The 19,760-nt window shown below is 41.8% G+C and carries 16 protein-coding genes and 1 pseudogene; 12 read left to right on the forward strand and 5 right to left on the reverse strand.

Going from position 1 to position 19,760, the window contains the following annotated elements:
- From ispH to ACUZ8J_RS05405, 7 genes and pseudogenes are all read left to right on the forward strand, one after another.
- Positions 1–957: a 4-hydroxy-3-methylbut-2-enyl diphosphate reductase gene (gene ispH, locus ACUZ8J_RS05375; protein ID WP_011623702.1), complete on the forward strand. Its 957-nt coding sequence runs from the start codon at positions 1–3 to the stop codon at positions 955–957.
- A 215-nt stretch (positions 958–1,172) separates the two neighbouring features.
- Positions 1,173–1,724, forward strand: coding sequence for a type IV pilus modification protein PilV (gene pilV, locus ACUZ8J_RS05380; RefSeq protein WP_446693283.1), 552 nt, complete (start codon positions 1,173–1,175; stop codon positions 1,722–1,724).
- Positions 1,725–2,726 (forward strand): PilW family protein, encoded by a 1,002-nt coding sequence (locus ACUZ8J_RS05385; RefSeq protein WP_446693284.1) that lies wholly within the window; start codon positions 1,725–1,727, stop codon positions 2,724–2,726. It abuts the gene before it with no gap.
- A gap of 27 nt (positions 2,727–2,753) precedes the next feature.
- Positions 2,754–3,194 (forward strand): pilus assembly PilX family protein, encoded by a 441-nt coding sequence (locus ACUZ8J_RS05390; protein WP_446693285.1) that lies wholly within the window; start codon positions 2,754–2,756, stop codon positions 3,192–3,194.
- Positions 3,194–6,678 (forward strand): annotated as a pseudogene (locus ACUZ8J_RS05395) (pilus assembly protein). Before ACUZ8J_RS05390 ends, ACUZ8J_RS05395 begins: the two are co-directional and overlap by 1 nt.
- 14 nt (positions 6,679–6,692) lie before the next feature.
- Positions 6,693–7,085, forward strand: a complete 393-nt coding sequence (locus ACUZ8J_RS05400) for a type IV pilin protein (RefSeq protein ID WP_446693286.1) — start codon at positions 6,693–6,695, stop codon at positions 7,083–7,085.
- The gene (locus tag ACUZ8J_RS05405; RefSeq protein WP_446693287.1) at positions 7,082–7,384 is read left to right on the forward strand and encodes a TapY2 family type IVa secretion system protein; all 303 of its coding nucleotides are present in this window, start codon (positions 7,082–7,084) and stop codon (positions 7,382–7,384) included. Before ACUZ8J_RS05400 ends, ACUZ8J_RS05405 begins: the two co-directional genes overlap by 4 nt.
- 295 nt (positions 7,385–7,679) lie before the next feature.
- Here ACUZ8J_RS05405 and ACUZ8J_RS05410 read toward each other — a convergent pair whose 3' ends face one another.
- The 3 genes from ACUZ8J_RS05410 to ACUZ8J_RS05420 form a co-directional block, all read right to left on the reverse strand.
- On the reverse strand, positions 7,680–8,888 hold the full coding sequence (locus ACUZ8J_RS05410) for an IS4-like element ISVsa5 family transposase (RefSeq protein WP_001352368.1): 1,209 nt from the start codon (positions 8,886–8,888) through the stop codon (positions 7,680–7,682).
- A 110-nt stretch (positions 8,889–8,998) separates the two neighbouring features.
- Entirely contained in the window at positions 8,999–9,478 is a 480-nt protein-coding gene (locus ACUZ8J_RS05415; RefSeq protein ID WP_446693288.1) for a GspH/FimT family pseudopilin, read from the reverse strand.
- 153 nt (positions 9,479–9,631) lie between these two features.
- Positions 9,632–10,144 carry a GspH/FimT family pseudopilin gene (locus tag ACUZ8J_RS05420; RefSeq protein WP_446693289.1) on the reverse strand — a complete coding sequence of 171 codons (513 nt, stop codon included), beginning with the start codon at positions 10,142–10,144 and terminating at the stop codon, positions 9,632–9,634.
- Between the two features lie 238 nt (positions 10,145–10,382).
- Between ACUZ8J_RS05420 and glnB the strand changes: the two genes are divergently transcribed.
- Positions 10,383–10,721 (forward strand): nitrogen regulatory protein P-II, encoded by a 339-nt coding sequence (gene glnB, locus ACUZ8J_RS05425; protein WP_011073353.1) that lies wholly within the window; start codon positions 10,383–10,385, stop codon positions 10,719–10,721.
- 192 nt (positions 10,722–10,913) lie between these two features.
- Positions 10,914–12,203: an NAD(P)/FAD-dependent oxidoreductase gene (locus tag ACUZ8J_RS05430; protein WP_011717954.1), complete on the forward strand. Its 1,290-nt coding sequence runs from the start codon at positions 10,914–10,916 to the stop codon at positions 12,201–12,203.
- 60 nt (positions 12,204–12,263) lie between these two features.
- Here the strand turns inward: ACUZ8J_RS05430 and ACUZ8J_RS05435 are convergent, their stop codons facing one another.
- A complete protein-coding gene (locus ACUZ8J_RS05435; protein WP_011623692.1) occupies positions 12,264–13,280 on the reverse strand; it encodes a LacI family DNA-binding transcriptional regulator in 1,017 nt (338 codons plus the stop codon).
- Between the two features lie 427 nt (positions 13,281–13,707).
- Between ACUZ8J_RS05435 and ACUZ8J_RS05440 the strand changes: the two genes are divergently transcribed.
- The 3 genes from ACUZ8J_RS05440 (at position 13,708) to ACUZ8J_RS05450 (ending at position 18,679) form a co-directional block, all read left to right on the forward strand.
- Positions 13,708–16,332, forward strand: a complete 2,625-nt coding sequence (locus ACUZ8J_RS05440) for a TonB-dependent receptor (protein ID WP_086903084.1) — start codon at positions 13,708–13,710, stop codon at positions 16,330–16,332.
- Positions 16,333–16,429: 97 nt separating this feature from the next.
- Positions 16,430–17,953 (forward strand): tryptophan halogenase family protein, encoded by a 1,524-nt coding sequence (locus ACUZ8J_RS05445; RefSeq protein WP_446693290.1) that lies wholly within the window; start codon positions 16,430–16,432, stop codon positions 17,951–17,953.
- A 36-nt stretch (positions 17,954–17,989) separates the two neighbouring features.
- Positions 17,990–18,679, forward strand: coding sequence for a SapC family protein (locus tag ACUZ8J_RS05450; RefSeq protein WP_446693291.1), 690 nt, complete (start codon positions 17,990–17,992; stop codon positions 18,677–18,679).
- 18 nt (positions 18,680–18,697) lie between these two features.
- Here the strand turns inward: ACUZ8J_RS05450 and ACUZ8J_RS05455 are convergent, their stop codons facing one another.
- Positions 18,698–19,606, reverse strand: coding sequence for a sulfite exporter TauE/SafE family protein (locus ACUZ8J_RS05455; RefSeq protein ID WP_446693292.1), 909 nt, complete (start codon positions 19,604–19,606; stop codon positions 18,698–18,700).
- Between the last annotated feature and the right edge of the window lie 154 nt (positions 19,607–19,760).

Genomic DNA, 19,760 nt, shown 5'->3' on the forward strand with positions numbered 1-19,760 from the left:
ATGAAATTAGATCCTACCAGCCCAAGTTTAAATATTATGCTGGCCAATCCTCGCGGCTTTTGTGCTGGTGTGGATCGCGCCATTAGTATTGTCGAGCGCGCACTCGAGTTATTTTCGCCGCCGATTTATGTTCGCCATGAAGTCGTGCATAACCGCTATGTAGTGCAAAATCTGAAGGACCGCGGTGCCGTTTTTGTCGAAGAGTTAGACCAAGTACCGGATAACAATATTGTTATCTTCAGTGCTCATGGAGTTTCTCAGGCAGTGCGTGCCGAGGCTAAGGCGCGTGGGCTGCGAGTTTTCGATGCGACTTGCCCATTAGTCACCAAAGTGCATTTGCAGGTCACTCGAGCGAGCCGCAAGGGGATTGAATGTATTTTGATTGGTCATGAGGGACATCCAGAAGTGGAAGGCACCATGGGGCAATATGATAACCCTAATGGCGGTGTTTATCTGATTGAATCTCCTGCAGATGTCGAAACTTTAGAAGTTCGTGATCCAAATAACCTCTGCTTCGTGACTCAAACGACGCTCTCGGTAGATGATACCCTCGATATTATCACCGCATTGCAAAAGCGTTTTCCTTCGATTGAAGGTCCGCGTAAGGATGATATTTGTTACGCGACGCAAAACCGTCAGGATGCAGTGCGTAACTTATCGGCCGATGTGGATCTGTTAATTGTGGTTGGTTCGAAAAACAGCTCTAACTCTAACCGCTTGCGTGAATTGGCATTAAAGACTGGGACTCAATCTTATCTGGTTGATACCGCGGATGATATCGATTCATCTTGGTTTGAAAATGTGACTAAAGTTGCGGTGACCGCAGGCGCATCGGCACCAGAAGTGCTGGTTCAGCAAGTGGTTCAAGCGATTGCGAAATTAGCACCGAGTGTTGTCACCGAAGTTGAAGGGCGTAAAGAAGATACCGTCTTTGCGGTGCCTGCGGAATTACGCTAGTTCATTCTAATCAATGTGATGAATCAAAAGAGGCCAATGGCCTCTTTTTTATTATCAAAATTCACCAAATACAAACAAGGCATAATGGAATTAACGCTTATATGCTATTGTTACTGGCTACTTACATTTTACTCATCTATTATTAACTGCTAGTAATGTTTTTATCGTAAGATTAAGATTTAAAAGGGTAAATAGCTGAAAAGCTTGTCAAAAATATGACTAAATTCGAACGATTGACGCATAACAGAATTCAACGGGGCTTCTCTTTAATTGAAGTGCTTGTCGCATTGGTGATTCTAGTGATTGGCTTGATCGGTATTTTTAATTTACACATAGTGGCCAAACGCGGCAGCTTTGAATCTTTTCAGCAGACGCAGGCCTCATATTATGCCAACGATGTAATAAATAGAATGAAGTTGAATGCCACTCAATTGGGCACTTATGCAGGTACTTATACCGGAACATTAGCTGCGCCTTCGTTAAGTTGTATAGGGGGTAATTTATGTTCACCTGCTCAAACAGCGTTATGGGATAAATATGAATGGGAGCAAGCTTTATTTGGAGCGTTTGAGATTGTTGGGAGTCAGAAGGTAGGAGGGCTGGAGAGCCCAGTAGGTTGCATTAACATAAATTCTAATACTGTAACTGTGATTATTACTTGGAGAGGAATTAGGGAAACTTCAGACGGCATTGGCGCATTAAGCTGTGGCTCGACCACTCCAGACAAAAGACGCCGTGTCTTCTCTGTTAAAACGGTGATTATTTAAATGTTTCATTTAAATCAAGTTTATGGGTATCAAAAGGGAATGTCACTCGTTGAGATCATGGTCGCGATGGTCATAGGACTTTTTTTGACTGCCGGTGTTTTTACTATGTTTAGTATGTCGTCTTCAAACGTGACGACGACAAGTCAGTTTAATCAGTTACAAGAAAATGGCAGGATAGCTTTGGCTATTTTAGAACGAGATCTTAGCCAGTTGGGTTTTATGGGAGATATAACTGGCACAGACTTTGTCCTTGGTTCAAATGCGACTATTTCCATAGGGACTGCTGTAGTGAATGACTGTGTAGGTGACGGCGTCAATAACGCTAGTTTACCAAATAATCAACCTGCACATTTTCGACGTCTATGGGGTTATGAGAATGGCGTTAGCAGCCAATCATTTGCATGTTTGTCAGATGTTAAGGCCAAAACAGATGTGTTGCAGATTAAGAGGTTGATTGGGCCCCCAGTTGAAGCGGCAGATGTAGAATTAACCCGTTTTTACGTATCGGCTACGTCTAGTGAAGCCGTATTCTTTAGTGGCGCAGGAGGCGTACCTGCATTACCTAATGCGCGGATCTGGGAATATCAGCATCATATTTATTACATAAAGAATGATGCCGATGGAATTCCTGTACTGAGACGAAGAACTCTTTCTACTGGAAACGGTATGTCGAATGAAGAGCAGCTCGTTGAAGGCATTGAAAATATGCGTATTTTATATGGGTTTGATAATGATGGTGATGACACTCCCGATGCATTTATGTCTGCTGCGGAAGTGACATCTCTTATGTGGGACAATCAAGAGTTTCAACGTCTCGTCGCTTTAAAAGTTTATATTTTAGTGCGATCAATACAAGAAGATAGTAGTTATACAAACGTCACAAAATACCGACTAGGTGATAAAGATACGAATACTAAAATTCCAGTGACGGAAGATCACTTTAGACGAAAAGTACTTTCTACCACTGTAGTTTTAGAGAACCCAGTATTGATGCGAAATTGAGTTATTAAGTGGATTTTGAGGCTATTTATGAAAAAACAAGAAGGTATTGTGCTGTTTTTCGCTTTGATAGTGCTCATTATTATGACAGTCATAGGTGTTGCTCTTGCTGTCAATTCGACAACATCTCTACGAATGGCTGGGGCGGGTTCAGAAAGAATAGAAGCACAAAGTATCGCCGGCGGTGGGCTTGATGAGGCGATTGAAAATACTAAAGGATCTACATTGGCGAATATGGCTGTAGAAACGACACTAACAAGTACGCTCGGAAGCAAACAATTATTAACGCCTATGCCTAAAGATGGCACAGTTCAGGATGTTAGTTGTCAACGTAGTACTAAAGCAAGTGGTGCAAATTTGGTTAGTTGCCGTCGTATTGAGATTAGCAGCAGTGCATCATTTGGTCGGGATAATCTGGGCCAGTTGACGGTTGTAGCTGGCATTGAGCAAGAAGTGCTCACTGGGAGTTGATTATGTGGAAAATAGTAACCTTCACTTGTTTGTTTTTCTTGATAGGTCTATCAAGTCAAACTCACGGAGATGATACTGAACTTTATGTATTTGAAACCGCAACAGATGTTGGAGCACGCCCTAAAGTTCTTATCATATTTGATAACTCTGGCAGTATGGACACATGGGAGAATGTCCCTGATCCTGATTATGTTCCTCCAGCCGATTACAATTCTGACTATAATCCTTCGACCGATTACTCAGGCTCTGGTATTAAAGATATTATCTATTTTTCAACAAGCTCGAGTACTGATCTTGAGTCATTGTTGGATTCCAATAAGCGTTTTTATACGAAATATAATGGATGCCATCAAAGTTGGGCGCCACTGGCAGAGTATGGTTTCTTTAAAGGTCATGTAAGTGAGCACTATTCTAAAAACTGGGATGATCTTAGAACCAATCAAGATCTGAGTAAAACAAGATATGTTGATTGCTGGGAGGATATTACAACAGCAGATCCTATTAATTCCAGTGATTATGGTCACTCTGGATTTCCAAAGGATGGTTCAAAGAGTACACCTTATACTCATGTCTCAAGTCCATCAGATAATAACTGGAATTCAGCTATATCTACAGCGAAGAAAACGGATATAGGTAAAGGCGGTTCGGTTACGCTTTACACTGAAAACTACCTTTTATGGTATAAGCTTATTAAGAATGGCAACATTCCTATAGTGTCAAAGAAGCGTATTGATATTGCAAAAAAAGCGATTACAGATGTAATTAATACGACTCCTTCCGTTGATTTTGGATTGGCAGTTTTTAACGACAATTCTAGCAGTAGCAGCAAGGACGGTGGCAGAATCGTTTCTGGTATTCGGGATATGAGTCCTGGCACAACGCCTGGTATTGCGGCTCGTAGTAATATTATTGAAAAAATTGATGATTTATATCCTGATACTTGGACGCCATTATGTGAAACTTTAGTGGAGGCTTATCAGTACTTTTCAGGTGGGGCTATAAAATATGGGCATAAGGATTCGAGTTCCCCTAGCTGGGATACGAGCATTGAGTCTGGCTCAAACTATCTTACCCCCCTGAAAATTTGTACTGATGTTGCATACGTGATTTATGTAACCGATGGCGCTCCAACAAATGATAGCAATGCGAATACCTATGTGAAAGACCTAACAGCTGGGGGAAGCCCGCTAGGGGATTATTCAACCAAGGATAATAGCTATCTTCCCGCATTGGCGAGTTATATGTACCACAATGATTTAGTCAATAAGACAGATGCGAATGGAGATAATCCACTTCAAAACGTTCGAACATTTACGATTGGATTTAGCTCCGGTGCTGATGATGCCGCCCCTCTTTTGATTGAAACAGCAAAACGAGGCGGTGGCAAATATTTTGCAGCTCAAGACAGTTTACAATTAACGAATGCATTATCCGATGCATTGAGTTCTATTCTGAGATAGATTCAAGTTTTACCTCACCAAGCATTGCCAGTAATAATTTTGACCGAACTCAGACTTTCGATTCTGCATATTATGCTATGTTTTTACCAGGAAAAGGCCCTAGATGGATTGGTAATCTCAAAAAACTTAAAGTGACTTCGAGTGGAATATTGGTTGATGCCGGAGGGAATGTTGCTATTGGTGATAATGGAAACATTAAAAAAACAGCCTGTACATATTGGACAGACTGTATTGGTGGTTCCGATGGCAATCAAGTGGAAGTAGGTGGTGTCTCACAAATGCTCGAAGGGTTAAACAGTAGAAAAATATATAGCAATACTGCAAGTAGTAACGGGCTTGAGCTCCTTACTGTAATCAATGCATCAAATGGAAGTACTGCTAATTTAGCTACTTATATGAGTATTGATGAAGCTGAGCTAGATTCTACGTTCAAATGGATCCATGGAGTAGATGTGGATGATGAAGATGGCGATGGCAGTACTACAGACAAACGCACCGATATTATGGGGGATCCACTTCATTCCAAGCCTTTAGCAATAAATTTCGGTACCAATGCCGCACCGGATGTGCGAATTATTTTAGGTACTAACCATGGTTTATTACATATGTTTAAAGATGCTGGAACAAGTGTCGATGAATCATGGGCATTTATGCCGTATGAGTTGTTACCAAATGTTCCTAAATTACGAGAAAATCTGTCCAGTGGACACTATGTTTACGGCATGGATGCTTCACCTGTCGCTTATGTGAAAAGTGGTACGAGTGGTGGAAAACCAACTGCTGCTTGGGTTTTCTCTGGTATGAGGAGAGGTGGTTCATCTTATTATGCATTAAATGTAACATCGCCCGATACACCTAGCTTAATGTGGGTTATTAATCCAGATACGGCGGGATTTTCTGAACTAGGACAAACTTGGGCTGAGCCAGTAATAACATTAATTCCAGGACATGATAAACCCGTGCTCATTTTGGGTGGCGGATATGATGTTAGCTATGATGGAACACCGTCTACTTCGCCGCTGGGGAGGAATGTTTATATTGTTGATGCGGAATCCGGTGCTCTAATACACACATTTGGTTCATCTGCAGGATCTGGAGTTACTGCATTACCTGGAATTAGCGATAGTATTCCCAATTCAGTTGCGGTATTGGATAGCAATAACGATGGTGTTTCAGATCGTATTTATGCCACGGATACTGGAGGAAATGTTTGGCGTATGGATTTACCTAGTGTGAATACCTCTACATGGACAGCATATAAGTTTGCATCTTTAGGGGGGGATTTAGCGGCTGATCGGCGTTTCTTTGCTGAACCAGTTGTTGCTCAAACTTTATTTAGTAATATTTCTGAAGTGTCTGTTGTTAATTCTGATGGTTCGACTACGACTACTAAAAATTATCAGAATGTACCATATGATGCCATTGCAATCGGCAGTGGTAATCGTCCAACTCCATTGTCCAAATCGACCGAGGATATGTATTTTATTCTTCAGGATCGTAATGTTATAACTAAAAGTTATGGTGGTAGTGGTCATCCTGCTGCTCCAGCAGCGATTACGTTAAGTGATTTATACAATGTGACTTCAGCGGCACCATCAACTGAAACTGAAAATATACAATTTGGTAAAAAACTGGGGTGGTATTATGATTTTCAGACAACAGGAGAAAAGAGTTTAACTGCCAGTTTAATTGTTGATGGGAAAGTGTATTTCACCTCATTTATTCCACCTTCTCAGTCAGTTTCTGACACTGTATGTACTGTTTCTGGTATCGGTAGACTTTATGTATTTGATTTGCATAAAGGTATTCGTACTCTGGCTAATGTATATTATGAGTTAGGAGAGCGGGTCCCTGATACCCCTCAAATTGTCATTCCAGCGCCAGAAACAGGTAAAGAACCATATATTTACATTATTGGGGTAGGGAAAGGGGAAAAACGTGATGATGGTGAATATACTGGAACAATTAACGTAGGCTCAGGTTTGGACGTTAATAAAATTTATTACCACATAGATGATAATTAATATAGATGACAAAGATGAAATTAAACAAAGGTTTTACGTTAATAGAGGTGATGATTGCTGTGGTTATCATTGGGATTCTTGCCTCTATTGCCTACCCTTCCTATGTGCAATATGTCGCTAAAAGTGCACGTTCTGAAGGTGTAGCGGCGGTAATGAGGGTCGCTAATTTGCAAGAGCAGTACTACTTAGATAACCGTGCTTATACGACAGATATGACTAAACTAGGATTGTCTGCGAGTCCATTTATTACTGAACATGGACACTATAGTGTTACGTCTTCTGGTACGGCTACTCTAACTGTGACAGCGACAGCAAAAGGTATTCAGGCATCACGGGACACAGCCTGTGCAACTATTACGTTGACAAGTGCAGGGGTAAAAGGACCGTCAGAGGAGTGTTGGAAATGAGTAAATTAATGTATGCCCTCTTTTTTTTAGCGTTAGCTGGTTTTGAAGGCGAAGTTTTGGCTGAAGAATTTCAAGACTATAAGTGTTATGTTGAATCATCGTATGGGGATGAATATTTAGTATTTTTTAAGTGGAATAAAAAGGATGTAAGTCGTCAAATGATGGCTCTACCAGCGAAACAATTAACTGATAAAATGGGAAAAAAATATTTTGTCAAATCGATTGATGAGTGTGTTCCTGTTGATAAGGACTTTATTTCAACTAAAGCAAAGAAATTAGATATTCAGACCTCGAAATAGTATGTAGTGTGGGAGAGATAAAAATCTGTGTAGATAGCATTCTATCTATATGTTTGCAAGGAAGACTGTAAATGTCCGAAGACGTACTGGAGGCAGCTTACAATTTTGTAGCAGGTTAATATTCTCATAAAATAATATGGTGACATGCTATAAAATCTAAGGAAAAAGGTCTGTCAAATCTCCTTGTCGTGAAGAGGTGATCTTATGGCGAGCACAGGTTTCTTATGCGCTTACAGTCGATGGCCGAATTCTAATCTTGGACGCGTTCATTGATGATTAACACTGAGAGATCCCCTCATAATTTCCCCAAAACGTAACCATGTGTGAATAGATTTTGAGTAAGCAGGGTTGCAGCCACGAGTGAGTCTTCCCTTGTTATTGTGTAGCCAGAATGCCGCAAAACTTCCATGCCTAAGCGAACTGTTGAGAGTACGTTTCGATTTCTGACTGTGTTAGCCTGGAAGTGCTTGTCCCAACCTTGTTTCTGAGCATGAACGCCCGCAAGCCAACATGTTAGTTGAAGCATCAGGGCGATTAGCAGCATGATATCAAAACGCTCTGAGCTGCTCGTTCGGCTATGGCGTAGGCCTAGTCCGTAGGCAGGACTTTTCAAGTCTCGGAAGGTTTCTTCAATCTGCATTCGCTTCGAATAGATATTAACAAGTTGTTTGGGTGTTCGAATTTCAACAGGTAAGTTAGTTGCTAGAATCCATGGCTCCTTTGCCGACGCTGAGTAGATTTTAGGTGACGGGTGGTGACAATGAGTCCGTGTCGAGCGCTGATTTTTTCGGCCTTTAGAGCGAGATTTATACAATAGAATTTGGCATGAGATTGGATTGCTTTTAGTCAGCCTCTTATAGCCTAAAGTCTTTGAGTGACTAGATGACATATCATGTAAGTTGCTGATAGGTTTCCAGTTTTCCGCTCCTAGGTCTGCATATTGTACTTTTCCTCTTACTCGACTTAACCAGTACCAACCCAGCTTCTCAACGGATTTATACCATGGCACTTTAAAGCCAGCATCACTGACAATGAGCGGTGTGGTGTTACTCGGTAGAATGCTCGCAAGGTCGGCTAGAAATTGGTCATGAGCTTTCTTTGAACATTGCTCTGAAAGCGGGAACGCTTTCTCATAAAGAGTAACAGAACGACCGTGTAGTGCGACTGAAGCTCGCAATACCATAAGCCGTTTTTGCTCACGGATATCAGACCAGTCAACAAGTACAATGGGCATCGTATTGCCCGAACAGATAAAGCTAGCATGCCAACGGTATACAGCGAGTCGCTCTTTGTGGAGGTGACGATTACCTAACAATCGGTCGATTCGTTTGATGTTATGTTTTGTTCTCGCTTTGGTTGGCAGGTTACGGCCAAGTTCGGTAAGAGTGAGAGTTTTACAGTCAAGTAAGGCGTGGCAAGCCAACGTTAAGCTGTTGAGTCGTTTTAAGTGTAATTCGGGGCAGAATTGGTAAAGAGAGTCGTGTAAAATATCGAGTTCGCACATTTTGTTGTCTGATTATTGATTTTTGGCGAAACCATTTGATCATATGACAAGATGTGTATCTACCTTAACTTAATGATTTTGATAAAAATCATTAGGGGATTCATCAGTGATTAACAGCTGCTACCATTGACGCCGTATGAAATGATGCCGCCAACATTGACGATAACGCCTTTTGAACCTTCACTTTTTCCTCCGGGGCAATAAATTAATGTTCCCGCTGATGAAAGTCCATCAGATGTGAATGTGAGAGAATCAACAGAACCTGTAATTTTGTCACTCGAATGGAAACCGTCGATAGCTCGTAATTCTTTATCGGTCCCAATATATACGCGAATTCCTTTGCTCCAGTCTGTTGATGTTCCGCAAGAAGTTGCGGTCGCAAATGGGCATACATTTACGGTTGTACCGTAGTTCACTGCTTGATTGCGAGCAAAAACCATAATGTCATGAATTTTGGCGATATTATTATTAACGCGCACACCTTCATAGACGGATATTAAAGATGGTACTCCGATAGTTAATAATATTGCAGCCACTGCAATAGTAACCATCAGTTCAACCAGTGTGAAACCAAGCAATTTATTTAGCATGCACTCAACCCTCGCTTATACAAACTAAAGTATAAGCGAGAATAGTCGGGATTTCAGTATCTAAGTTGCATCCTTTGTGCTGTTTAGTTTCTGAAAGATAGTCTTAATCCTTTATGTTGTTAATTGATATCGCCTGCAATCAATACGCGCCATTTATCCGCAGCGGATATTGGCATCTGTCGATAGTCTTGCCCTGCCAGCTTGATTTACCACAATCCCTCGCGAGTAAGGGCTGGTGGGACTTGATGGACAATACTTCAATGTTCCATTAGTACCAGAGGCAAGACCGTCTGGTTGAAAACGAATTGAGGTTCGATTGTAGATGACAATATCACTGGCATTGAAAGCGTTAGTGGTAAAAATAGTCGTTTCATTGCCATCAAGTTGACTATTGCTGTTTACATCAATAAATACCGTTAAACCAAGCTGCCAGTTAGATGTGCACTGACTGTTGCTTAAGGCACAGACTGTCACTTTTCGATTGAAGGAAATGGCATGATTTCGGGCGAGCATTAGTGTTTGCTGGATGACTTTGATATTACTATCAGCTCTGAATCTTGTGTTGAAATCGCTTAACGAGGGAGCGCCAATCGATAACAGAATGGTCGAAATGGATACCGTAGTGATGAGTTCAATCAGGCTAAAGCCATGTAGTAGAGTTTTCATAACAGATCCTTTGTTATAAATGTCGCTCGCATCCTACGAGCCTCTGGAGCAAAACTGCTGCTGTTTAAGTATAGAAGCGTACCAATGAGCCTTTTAGATTTTTACGGACTAAGAATTGTTTTATAGAAACTGTGTTTTATGAGGAAAGCGCTGCCTATACTTCAATAATCGCCTAACCCCGTGTAAGCTAATGGCATTCTATTTCGATTATCTGTCAGCAAGTACCGAGGAATGTTTGATGAAAAAAGTTGAAGCGATTATTAAGCCTTTTAAATTGGATGATGTACGCGAGTCACTTGCTGAGATAGGTATCACCGGGATGACAGTGCTGGAGGTTAAAGGTTTTGGCCGTCAAAAAGGGCACACCGAGCTTTACCGCGGTGCGGAGTATATGGTCGACTTTTTACCTAAAGTTAAAATAGAACTCGTGATTCAAGATGACTTAGTCGACCAAGCGATTGATGTTATTGTGGAAACAGCTCGTACCGGTAAAATTGGCGATGGTAAGATTTTCGTAACCGATGTAGAGCGCGTTATCCGCATTCGTACCGGTGAAGAAAACGAAGAAGCGGTGTGATTTATCCGTTTCAAGAGAGGGCCATTTGGCCCTTTTTTGTTGCTTAAAATTTATGATTGATGGGACTAAGTCTTTCTGTTCCTGAAATATCTTTAATGCAAAATAGCCTCTTTAGTTAGACTAAAGTAGTTATCTCTTATCCGTTCCATGGTATAACTTAGCCACTTAAATAGGCTTGTTGAGGTTGTTATTTTGGCTACGAAACGAATCGTGATAGTAGGTGGTGGGGCGGCAGGTTTAGCGCTAGCCTCTAAATTAGGCCGCAAGATGGGCGGTAGTGATGTCGTCGATGTTTGCTTAATTGATAAAAGCCCAATACATATTTGGAAGCCAAAATTACACGAAGTAGCTGTTGGGGTTATTGACCAGTCTATAGAGGGATTGTTGTATCGAGATCATGGTCTTAAGAATGGTTATCGATACATTCGTGGCGAAATTGAGCAATGTGAACCCGATGCCAAAACAATCCAACTTGCTGCGGTTTATAGTGACTCGGGTGAATTGCTGCTTGAGCCCCGTCAAATTGAATACGATTACTTAGTGCTAGCCTTAGGCGGGGTCTCTAATAGCTTTAATACCCTAGGTGCTGAGAAGCATTGTATTTTCCTTGATAGTTTAGATAACGCTAACTTATTCCATCAAAAATTATTGGATGCATTACTGCAACTCAATGAAACACAAGAGAAAGTCAGTATAGGTATTGTTGGCGCAGGTGCCACTGGTGTCGAATTAGCCGCAGAGCTTCACCATGTTATTGAGTCGGTGAAAGAGTATGGTTACCTCAATATCTCTAAGCATCATCTTGATGTGCATCTTATTGAAGCATCACCAAAAATTCTCCCACAGTTACCCGAACGAGTGAGCGCAAGAGCTCAAGCGGTATTGGATAAAATTGGCATCCGTTTGCATATCGGGGTGCAGGTTAAAGAAGTCACTCGCGATGGGTTTATTACACAGGATGGTGACGTTATCGAAGCGGGACTTAAAGTGTGGGCGGCAGGTGTGAAAGGTCCAAAAGCGTTTCAAAACTTCTCTAAGTTACCCATTACGCCACGCAATCAAGTGGAAGTTGATGCTTGTATGCGAGTTAAAGGCCATCAAGACATTTATGCCCTTGGGGATTGCGCTCTATTAATTTTGGAGTCCGGACAACCTGTGCCACCGCGCGCTCAAGCGGCAGCACAAATGGCGGATACCCTGTATGAGAATATTGTGAACCGTTTGCAAGGGAAGGCGGAAAAACCTTTTGTGTATAAAGACTATGGTTCTCTGGTGTCTTTAAGTCGTTTTTCTGCGGTCGGTAATCTAATGGGGAATTTGCGTTCAGGGACTTTCTTCGTGGAAGGTCATATCGCAAGGATCATGTATATTTCTTTATACCAAAGACACTTAGCGAGCCTATATGGCTGGTTCTCCGCAATTATTTATCGCATTGCGCAAAAGCTACTGAAATGGCAAAGGCCAAAGCTGAAATTGCATTAACTGAAAACAAAACAGAGAGCCTTGGCTCTCTGTTTTGTTTTAGCCTAGCAGGGCTGAAAATTAATGTTTGGGAGAAGCTGAAGAGTCTCGGATCACAGGCTCTGGCGTAAATGTTTTTGCAAACTTGGCATCTTGTTCACGGCGTTTCGCGATTAACAGCTCTGTTGCCACTTGGGCAATTTCAGCGTTAGGTTGATGCACTGTTGTTAGTTTTGGCCAAGTTTGGCGTGAGAATGGGCTGTCTTCGAAGCCGACAATGGATAGATCGCCAGGGATATCTAGCCCTGCTAAACGAGCTGCAAAAAGTGCCCCCGCTGCAATTTCGTCGTTACAGGCAACAATCGCTGTTGGACGGTTCTTCTGTTTGATCAGTGTGTTAGCCCCTTCAACGCCCGACTCAAATGAGTATTTTCCTTCAATTATGTAATCTTCATTCAGAAGCAGGCGATTTTTTGTTAATGCTTGTTTATAACCAAGTAACCGCTCTTTGGTGGACTCATGGTGTAGATCGCCACTTAAAAAGGCAATTTCTTTATGGCCTAAGTCGATCAAATGCTGAGTAATCTCAACCGCACCAAATTTGTCATTGACTAAAATCGTCAGTCCATCCTGCTCCTTATTACCTTCGCCGGCAATAATTCGCACATAGTTGGCCTCAATATCACTTAAGGCTTTAAGTACTTTAGGATCTTCAGAAAGAGGCGGTGTTAACACTAAACCTGCCAGCCGCGAATGTTTCACGAGTTGAGTCAGTTCATCACAAATGGTGTCAGATTTGGCGTTACAAGGATGAATAACCAGCTCATAGCCTTTATCTTTACAGGCCGACAAAATCCCGTTTTGCATATCAATAATGTAATAAGCGTTTGGATTATCATAAATAAAACCAATGGCATAGGATTTTGTGCCGGCAAGGTTCCTGGCCGCTAGATTGGGCTGGTAGTTTAATGCCTTGATGGCCTCATTCACTTTATCAACCGTGGCTTGTTTTACCGAAGGTTCGTTATTGGTTACGCGGGAAACTGTCTTGATTGACACTCCTGCATATTTAGCGACGTCGTTGATAGTGACTTTCATTGATCTACAAACTCTTTATTCAAATGTGCGAAGGGCTAGCTAATTTATGAACCTAAATCCTTTAGGCGCAATTTACAAGCCGACAGCGTTGTCAGCTTGCTTTTTATTATGCTTCTTATAGTGCGAGCATTTACCGCGTATAGCAATGCTGAATTGTTACAAACTGAGGCATTTTTCAACTGTTAACACTCGGTTATAAGTTGTAATTTTACATCAAAATATATAAGTGATTATTTTTGCTGGAATATATTGATTTTTCTCTTCTTAACACTTCGCTTTATGACATTTTTTTTTCGTCCAGAGTTATTTTGTTGTGGCAAGGCTGTTAATTATTGTGTAATGTTTGCACTAGACATGACAGCGTTGTCATTCCATCGGAATGGTTATGAATACTAAAACGATAATAAAGTTATGGAAGGGAAACGAGATGCGACCATCATCCTTTAAGAAAAGTGTACTAGCTACAAACATTGCTATCCTACTCGGCAGCGCTGTTTCAATCGGAGCTGTTGCTGCAGAAGCTGAAGCCACTGCAGCTGCTGCTGAAAATATTGAGAAAATTGAAGTTCGTGGTATGAGAGCTTCGATGAAAGCTTCTGTTAACGACAAACGTTTTTCTGATTCTGTCGTTGATGCTGTGACTGCTGAAGATATCGGTAAATTCCCTGATGGTGACGTAGGGGAGTCCTTAGGTCGTATTCCTGGCGTTGCTGTAAACCGTCAGTTTGGTCAAGGACAACAAGTTTCTATCCGTGGCGCTTCAAGCCAATTAACGAGCACGTTACTGAACGGCCATTCAGTTGCTTCGACTGGTTGGTTTGACCAACAAGCTATCGACCGTAGCTTTAACTACAGCTTACTGCCGCCAGAAATGGTTGGTGGTATTCAAGTTTACAAATCATCTCAGGCTGATATCGCTGAAGGTGGTATCGGCGGTACTGTAATTGTTAAAACTCGTAAACCTTTAGATTTGGAAGCAAACTCAGTCTTCCTGAGTGCGAAAGGGGATTACGGAACCGTTTCAGAAGAAATTGATCCACAAACTTCAGGTTTGTACAGCTGGAAAACGGAAGATGAGAAGTTTGGTTTCCTAGTGGCAGGTTCTTTGGATCAAACACAATATCAACGTAACGGTATTGAAACTCTGTTAGGTTGGGGGGAAATTGTTCCTACTACTTTCCAGCAAGACCGTGAGCGCACAGCTTTAAATGCTGCATTCCAATACAGACCAACTGATAACCTCGAATTCGGTCTGAATTTAATGAGCTTACAGCTCGATGCTAACAACGCTAACACGTCAATTTTCTTATTCCCAACCCAGCAAGGTGAGAATACTTGTCTTAAGAAAAATGCCGCAGGCGTATGTACATTAGTTGAACACACAGATAAAGGCGGATTTGCTTGGGCACAAACATGGGCTCGTAAAGCAAGTATGTCATCAGACACTGTGGATTTAGATTTCGCTTATCAGGCTGAAAACTATAAGTTAGAAGGCCGTATCGGTAAAACTAAAGCTGAAGGTGGTACCGATCTTACTTCTAACTACGGTCAATCAATTGGTAAACCAGAAGATTTCGCAGGGACTTACGATGCAACTGGTGATGTGATTGACATCAACATTGCAAATAACTCATTTGATGCGGGTGACTTCAACGGTCAATTAGAAACTGCTGGTTGGGCACTGAAAAAACAACCTAACACAGACGAAGAATCATTTGCGACCTTCGATATTACTGTTCCGGTTGAATTTGGCGTTATTACCTCTATTAAATCAGGTATTAGCTATGCAGACCACGATGTAACTCAAACAACTGAAGCTGCACAATCATCTAATATCGTCGCAAAAGATGCCTCTGAATATTACTCTGGCACTATGTCATCTGGCGCTGGTTTTACCTTACCTAAGCCAATTTTTGACAATATGATCAGAGATGCTTATGGCGCTATCGATGGCTTTACTTTAGATAAGTCTGGTTACGGTACACTGCAAGAGAAAAACTTAGCCCTGTACACTATGGCTACTTTTGCTGGTGAAGGTGTGCGTGGTAACTTCGGTTTAAGATATATCTCTACCGATGTTGAGTCTGACTACTACGCGTTTAGCCAAACTGGTACTTATGCTGATGATTTAAGTACTGATAAGGCAAGCTATCACGATGTCTTACCAAGCATGAACATTGCGTTTGACTTGGCAAGTGACTTAATTTTAAGAGCATCAGCTGCACAAGTTATTTCTCGTCCTAACTATGCGGATCTCTTCGCGACGTCTAAGTTACCAGGTTTCAACGATGGTACGCCAGGCAACGAGAAGAAAGTGACTGGTAGCGTGAATCTGCAGCCGTTCAAAGCCTCTCAGGCTGATCTGAGCTTAGAATGGTACTTCAGCGGTGAAGGATTATTTGCTGTTACTTACTTCATTAAAGATGTTAACTCTTTCATTTCGACAAGAGAAAAGCTGAACCAACAGATTGGTATTGATGATCCTAACTTAGTTGCGCAAGGTGGCAGTTCTTGTGGTGCAGGCATCTACGACTGCTGGACCGTCAGTGAAAACTACAATGCTAACGGTGGTTCTATCGATGGTATTGAGTTGCAGTTGCAAGACTCATTTGACAATGGTTTTGGTTACTCAGCTAACTACACCTTTGCAGATGCTTCATCTCCAGCTGAAAACTATGCGGACCGTGTAGGGGTGTTCTCAGACTCATCTAAGCATACTGTTAACTTAGTGGGTTACTATGAAATCGATGATTTCTCTGCTCGTGTAGCTTATAACTGGCGTTCTGAGTACATGATGCGCGAATTACCAGGCTTCTACGGTAACCGCGAGCATCAAGCCTACGGCACGTTAGATTTAAGTGCTAACTACGATGTAACTGATTACTTATCTGTGACATTTGAAGTGGTTAACTTACTTGAAGAAGATAGCATTCAGAAAGGTGTATCACCTGTTGATGCTGAAGGCGTTATCAGTGAGTTTAAAGATAACTACCCAGTGTGGAGCTTCGATGGTGAAGCTCGCTACAAACTTGGTGTAGCACTGCGCTTCTAATTCAATTCAGTGACCCAAAAGCCTAGCAATCGCTAGGCTTTTTATTATCAAAAACACCAACAATAAACTCAGCTTATGCAATTTTTAGAGGCGCGTTATGACAATCAGAAAAATAGCCATTATAGGGGGCGGGACTTCAGGTTGGTTAGCGGCGAATCATTTAGGGCGAGTGTTGCAGGGGCGCTCTGAGCTATCTATCACGCTGATTGAATCTCCTGATATTCCTATCATCGGTGTTGGTGAAGGTACTGTACCGTCCATTCGGAAATCACTACAGAGTTTTGGGATCAGTGAATCAGAGTTTATTCGCTCATGCGATGTGACATTTAAGCAGTCAATTAAATTTGTCAATTGGTTAGATAAAGCCCGACATGGTAAGGATAATTTCTACCACCATCTATTTGATATCATCAATTTACAAGGTGTAGACACTGTTTCTGCTTGGTTGGGCGAGAAACAAGGCGATTTTGCTGATTATGTTTCTCCCCAGCATCTTGTTTGTGAGGCTGCAAAAGCGCCAAAGCTAATCACGACACCTGAATATGCCGGAGTGTTAGGCTATGCCTATCATCTAAATGCGGCGAAATTTGCTAAATTACTGGCTAAAAATGCGATTGAGAAATTCAACGTTGAGCACATTTTTGCCACTGTGCAGGATGTTCGTTTAGGCGATGATGGTGCAATTTCATCTTTGCAGACCGAGGAAGGGACTCTCTCTTTCGATTTTTATATTGATTGCAGTGGCTTTGAATCCATTTTGTTAGCTAAGGCACTAAAAGTGCCATTTATTAGTAAAGCGCATCAACTGTTTATTGATACTGCGTTAGTCGCGCAAATCCCAACGCAGCCTACGGATATCATCCCTCCTTATACTCAAGCAACGGCCCATCAAGCGGGTTGGATTTGGGATATAGCATTGACCCAGCGCCGAGGCACGGGATTTGTCTATTCGTCAGCTCATATGGCGCAGTCAGAGGCAGAGCGAAAGTTTGACCATTATCTCGGTGGCAAACTTGCCGATGTTCCCCATCGTAAAATTCCAATGACAGTGGGCCATCGTCAACAGTTTTGGGTAAAAAACTGTGTAGCTTTAGGGTTAGCTCAAGGCTTTTTAGAACCAATTGAAGCGACATCCATATTGTTAACGGATTTCTCTGCACGTTTTCTGGCAGAACGTTTTCCAGTGCATACAGATGATGTTGATTACTTAGCAAAGCGATTTAATGATACCGTGGGCTACGCATGGGAGCGGGTCGTTGAATTTGCCAAACTACATTACTGTTTATCGGATAGAACTGACTCGTCATTTTGGCTAGATAATCAGGCTTCAGAGACTATTCCCGAAGGATTAAGGCAACGACTCGAACTATGGAAATCCTATAGTCCTATTGCTGAAGATTTTCCATCTAAGTTTGAAGTGTTTAACTTAGACAATTATTTATACGTGCTTTATGGCATGAAATATCAGACTAATTTGCGTGGCGGCTCATCGGCAACACAGGCCTCTTTGAACATGTATATGAACAACATGTCGAAGGTAAAACAACAGATGCTAGATGGTTTGCCTGAGCATAGGGAATTGCTCGATAAAATCTGTACCTATGGTTTGCAATCTATTTAATCGTTTTAAATTTAATGGGTAAAAAGGAAAAATATAATGAAAACACAATTTGTACCTTTAAATGACTCGAGTCATAAGAATTTGGCTATTGGTGATAAGGTCGATTACAGCTACTTTGAAACTGTGCATATGCTACCACTGCAAGTGCAAGAGTTTATGTCGGCTGCGACAAGCTTTCCTATTGTATTTACAAAGAATAACCAAACTGGCGAGTTTGTCTCTATCGCGATTACCGCGCTAAAACCTAATACCAATAAGCTGCTAAAAAATGGGCAGTGGCAATCACGATACTTACCTATTCAAGTGCAGCTGTATCCATTAGGCATGACCCATGTCGATGAGGAAAAGATTATCTTAGGTATCGACATTAACAACTCATCCGTGGCTGAAAATGAAACTCACCGATTATTTTCTGAGACTGGTGAGAAAACGGACTACTTGTCCAAGAAGCTCGAACTCGCGGGTTTACAAGCTAGCTACCAAGATATGACGAAGTACTTTATCAAAGTATTGTTGGAGCATGAGTTATTACAACCAAGAACACTTACAGTGACAGCGCTGGATGGTACGAAAACCAACATCGACGGGATCTATACGATTGATGAGCCTAAACTACAGCAGCTTGATGATGCGACTTTGCTGAATTTCGCGAAACGGGGTTTCTATTCAGCCATTTATGCGCATCTTTGTTCATTAAGTTTAATTGATTTAGTGATGGATAAATAAGATAGCGAGCTTTCAATATTAGTTTGCGAGCATGACACTCCCAGTCAAGATAATCCAACTTGAGAAAAACAGCTTTAAGGTTTTGACTGGGAGAAATAGCACCAGTTTTCGCGCTAATAAACCACCGATAATTGCACCTGGACCTGCAAACAGTACCAGTTCGAATAGGGCATGACTGCTACTTGTAAACACATGTATCGGACTTGCCGACCAGACGGTAATTGCCGAGACAACCACTCCGATGGCAACGGCCATCTTGGCACACACTCCCCGTAACATCAGATAGATCACTAGCAGCTCGCCCACGCCAACCGATAACCAGGCGGTGATGATCCCGCCCAAATAACCAATTACTGCTAGCCAGCAATAGTCTAGGGCGTTGAGGCGATGGCTTTGAAGAGTATGCCTCTGGCTGCTGATAATAATCGCTATCCCTAATAGGATGGAAAAAAGGCTAAAGCTGGTATGCAGCGAGGAAGGTGAGTTCAATTGCCATAACTGACTGCTCCAAAGGCCAAGCACTGAGCTGGTTGCCGCTAATAAAATGCTTGGAATAAAGCCTGACCAGGTTTTGTCATGGTGATGGTGTCGTCGATAGTAGCTTGACCATGAAATCGCCCCTGCCGTCATACCAAAACATTGGATCATAAATGACGTGGAGACACTCTGAACTTCACTGAAATTTAAGCTAGAGAAAACCGGAATAAAGATCACTCCACCTCCCGCTCCAGTGGCGTTTGCAAAGATGGCTCCCGTTATCCCCAAAAACACAAATTGACCGTATTGTTTTATTAACTCAATGGGTTGATGAAATTGGACTAACCAACATAGCCATGCACTCAATAGCACAAGGACGATTGCCAACGTTCGATAATATTGACCGAGGTTAATATGTCTACGTTTGAAGATAAGACCATATGGCAGCATTTTGAGTTATTGAGTGGGATGGATGAGTTGTTGCATGCATGTTATCAGTCAAAGACAGCGTTGTCACACTGGTGTGGAAATAAAAAGTTAAAACATAATTTATTGATATTTAATGGTTAAAAGTATTTTGACTAAAAAAATACCGATAAATGTC

Source organism: Shewanella sp. Koi 1, from assembly GCF_052907445.1.

Coding starts and splice junctions, on each gene's coding strand:
- ACUZ8J_RS05390 (WP_446693285.1), top strand. CDS start 2,754: ATGAAAAAACAAGAAGGTATTGTGCTGTTTTTCGCTTTGATAGTGCTC.
- ACUZ8J_RS05415 (WP_446693288.1), bottom strand. CDS start 9,478: ATGCTAAATAAATTGCTTGGTTTCACACTGGTTGAACTGATGGTTACT.
- ACUZ8J_RS05435 (WP_011623692.1), bottom strand. CDS start 13,280: ATGAAAGTCACTATCAACGACGTCGCTAAATATGCAGGAGTGTCAATC.
- ACUZ8J_RS05400 (WP_446693286.1), top strand. CDS start 6,693: ATGAAATTAAACAAAGGTTTTACGTTAATAGAGGTGATGATTGCTGTG.
- ACUZ8J_RS05405 (WP_446693287.1), top strand. CDS start 7,082: ATGAGTAAATTAATGTATGCCCTCTTTTTTTTAGCGTTAGCTGGTTTT.
- ACUZ8J_RS05450 (WP_446693291.1), top strand. CDS start 17,990: ATGAAAACACAATTTGTACCTTTAAATGACTCGAGTCATAAGAATTTG.
- ACUZ8J_RS05455 (WP_446693292.1), bottom strand. CDS start 19,606: ATGCTGCCATATGGTCTTATCTTCAAACGTAGACATATTAACCTCGGT.
- ispH (WP_011623702.1), top strand. CDS start 1: ATGAAATTAGATCCTACCAGCCCAAGTTTAAATATTATGCTGGCCAAT.
- ACUZ8J_RS05445 (WP_446693290.1), top strand. CDS start 16,430: ATGACAATCAGAAAAATAGCCATTATAGGGGGCGGGACTTCAGGTTGG.
- glnB (WP_011073353.1), top strand. CDS start 10,383: ATGAAAAAAGTTGAAGCGATTATTAAGCCTTTTAAATTGGATGATGTA.
- ACUZ8J_RS05420 (WP_446693289.1), bottom strand. CDS start 10,144: ATGAAAACTCTACTACATGGCTTTAGCCTGATTGAACTCATCACTACG.
- ACUZ8J_RS05410 (WP_001352368.1), bottom strand. CDS start 8,888: ATGTGCGAACTCGATATTTTACACGACTCTCTTTACCAATTCTGCCCC.
- pilV (WP_446693283.1), top strand. CDS start 1,173: ATGACTAAATTCGAACGATTGACGCATAACAGAATTCAACGGGGCTTC.
- ACUZ8J_RS05440 (WP_086903084.1), top strand. CDS start 13,708: ATGCGACCATCATCCTTTAAGAAAAGTGTACTAGCTACAAACATTGCT.
- ACUZ8J_RS05385 (WP_446693284.1), top strand. CDS start 1,725: ATGTTTCATTTAAATCAAGTTTATGGGTATCAAAAGGGAATGTCACTC.